The sequence below is a fragment of the Rhodopseudomonas sp. genome (assembly GCF_048594845.1).
Classification (GTDB): Bacteria; Pseudomonadota; Alphaproteobacteria; order Rhizobiales; family Xanthobacteraceae; genus Rhodopseudomonas.
The window spans coordinates 1-1,693 of the sequence record NZ_JBMDXE010000045.1; the positions used below are offsets into that span (position 1 = coordinate 1).

3 protein-coding genes are annotated in these 1,693 nt (G+C 66.4%); all 3 read right to left on the minus strand.

Features of this window, described 5'->3' with window-relative positions:
• The coding region (gene truB, locus ACOJTD_RS02415; RefSeq protein ID WP_420131347.1) for a tRNA pseudouridine(55) synthase TruB at positions 1 to 752 on the minus strand (752 nt) is incomplete at its 3' end.
• Positions 752 to 1,165 carry a 30S ribosome-binding factor RbfA gene (gene rbfA / locus ACOJTD_RS02420; protein ID WP_420131348.1) on the minus strand — a complete coding sequence of 138 codons (414 nt, stop codon included), beginning with the start codon at positions 1,163 to 1,165 and terminating at the stop codon, positions 752 to 754. The genes truB and rbfA, both read right to left, overlap by 1 nt.
• A gap of 200 nt (positions 1,166 to 1,365) precedes the next feature.
• On the minus strand, positions 1,366 to 1,693 hold a 328-nt coding region (locus ACOJTD_RS02425; protein WP_420131349.1), incomplete at its 5' end, for an EF-Tu/IF-2/RF-3 family GTPase.

Here is a 1,693-nt window from a genome sequence, read left to right on the forward strand (position 1 = left end):
CCGCACAGCGTCCGGCGCAGTGCGCAGATATGGCCATAGCAGCCGAGCAGCCGGCCCATGTCGCGGGCCAACGCCCGCACATAGGTTCCCTTGCCGCACTCGGCCTCGAACACCGAATGGCCGCTATCCTGATGATCCACCAGGGTTAATTCGTGAATTTCGACGGGCCGCGGGGCCAGCGCGACGACTTCGCCGTCGCGCGCCAGATCGTAGGCGCGCTCGCCCTGGATCTTCACGGCCGAATATTGCGGCGGAATCTGCTCGATCACGCCGGTGAAGCGCGGCAGCAGCGCCATGACGGCCTCCGCGGTCGGCCGGTCGGCGCTGGTCGCCACCGCCTTGCCCTCGGTGTCGTCGGTGTCGCGCTCTTCGCCCCACGCCACGGTGAAGCGATAGCGCTTGCGGCCGTCCATCACGAACGGGACCGTCTTGGTGGCCTCGCCCATCGCGATCGGCAGGCCGCCGGAAGCGAGCGGATCGAGCGTGCCGGCATGGCCGGCGCGCTTGGCCGAGAACAGCCGCTTCACCACAGCGACCGCGTGGGTCGAGGTCATGCCGACCGGCTTGTCGAGGATCACCCAGCCGTGGACGTCGCGCTTGTCGCGGCGCGGCTGCTTGTTGCCGTCCTTGCCCCGGGCCTGATTGCGCGGATCGTTGTTGTCGCGCGGCTTGCGGACGGCGGGCGGAAGGTCGTCGGCGCCCGCATGCAGGTCGTGCGGAGCGAGCGGCGCGGCGGAGGTGGTCACGGTCATCAGTCCTGGTCCGGATCGGGTTCGAGGTCTTTCTGCACCGCAGGCGTGCGCAGAAGTTTGTCGATCCGCTCGGCCTCGGCGAAACGTTCGTCGATGCGGAAGCGGATATCGGGGGCGTATTTGAGGTTCACGCGCCGGGCGATCTCGCCGCGCAAAAACCGCTTGTGGTGCTCGAGCGCGTCCAGCACCAGCTTCTCGTCGCGGCCGCCGAGCGGCATCACGTAGATCGTCGCGAGCTTCAGATCCGGCGACATCCGGACCTCGGGCACGGTGATCAGATGCGTCTCCAGCACCGGATCGTGCACGCCACCCTGGCTGAAAATCTCGGCCACGGCATGGCGCACCAATTCGCCGACGCGCAACGACCGCGTCGACCCGCCGGACGGGGAACTCTTCTGGTGATGGCGAGGCATAGCTCGGTTTTCCAATCATCTCATGGTTCGAGACGCGCAGTCGAAACGACTGCGCTCCTCACCATGAGGGCTGCGGTTGGTGCGGCCTCGATCACCTGGGATCGGGCAGTGCCCCCATCCCGAGAGCCCGGCAGGGCTCGAAGAGCTCGACCGGGCGTCTCGAAGGATGAGCCGTTACGTCTCGGCTGTAAGAATCGGACTTACAGCGAGCGCTGGATGGTTTCGATGCGGTAGCACTCGATCACGTCACCGGCACGCATGTCGGTGTAGTTCTCGAACGCCATGCCGCATTCCTGGCCGGCCTGGACTTCCTTCACTTCGTCCTTGAAGCGCTTGAGAGTCGACAGCTTGCCTTCGTGGACCACGACGTTGTCGCGGATCAGACGAACATTGGCGCCGCGCTCGACGGTGCCGTCGGTGACGCGGCAACCCGCGACCTTGCCGACCTTGGAGATGTTGAAGATCTCCAGGATCTGGGCGTTGCCCAGCATGGTCTCGCGCAGCGTCGGCGCGAGCAGGCCGCTCATC

Bases quoted from the DNA above. Each gene is read 5' to 3' on its own strand.
- rbfA (WP_420131348.1), bottom strand. From the start codon at position 1,165: ATGCCTCGCCATCACCAGAAGAGTTCCCCGTCCGGCGGGTCGACGCGG.